The sequence below is a fragment of the Methylobacterium sp. WL18 genome (assembly GCF_008040015.1).
GTDB lineage: Bacteria > Pseudomonadota > Alphaproteobacteria > Rhizobiales > Beijerinckiaceae > Methylobacterium > Methylobacterium mesophilicum.
In genome coordinates this window covers 1-495 of sequence record NZ_VRVD01001303.1, presented here as the reverse complement: position 1 = coordinate 495, position 495 = coordinate 1, and the positions used below count along the sequence as shown (strand labels likewise).

The 495-nt window shown below is 72.3% G+C and carries 1 pseudogene; it reads left to right on the top strand.

The features are described from left to right. Nucleotides 1–225 (top strand): annotated as a pseudogene (locus FV228_RS32440) (ubiquinone biosynthesis protein UbiH); the annotation flags it as partial. Nucleotides 226–495 lie beyond the last annotated feature (270 nt).

Genomic DNA, 495 nt, shown 5'->3' with positions numbered 1-495 from the left:
GTGCTCGACGGCTACGCCCGGAGCCGCCGCCTCGATGCCGCGGCCCGCACCGCCGCGGTCGACCTCCTCAACCGCAGTCTGCTCACCGACCTCGTTCCGGTCGACGCGCTGCGGGGCCTCGGGCTGCTGGCGATGTCGCATCTCGGTCCGCTCCGGCGGATCGTGATGCGCGAGGGCGTGCTGCCGCGGCTCGGCGCGCCGGAATTGATGCGCGGCGCGCGCTGAGCGCGTTCTCTCGATGGGAGTTGGGCGGACACGTGGTGACCTTGGCCGCATCGAACGCAATCGTTCGGGCGTGCCATCCTGGTCCGTCAACGCGAGCGCGGCGAAGCGACTCAAGAATGCGCCCGATTCGGGCGACGGCGCGCTGCCCTAGCTTGCTTCGCTGCGCGCGCAACAACGGTGGCGAGGCTTCGGGCGAAGGGGTCTCTTCAGAGGTCCGGCTGGGCGGCCACGTAGGCGCCGAGGCGGGTGGCGAGGTCGACCGGGCCGCCC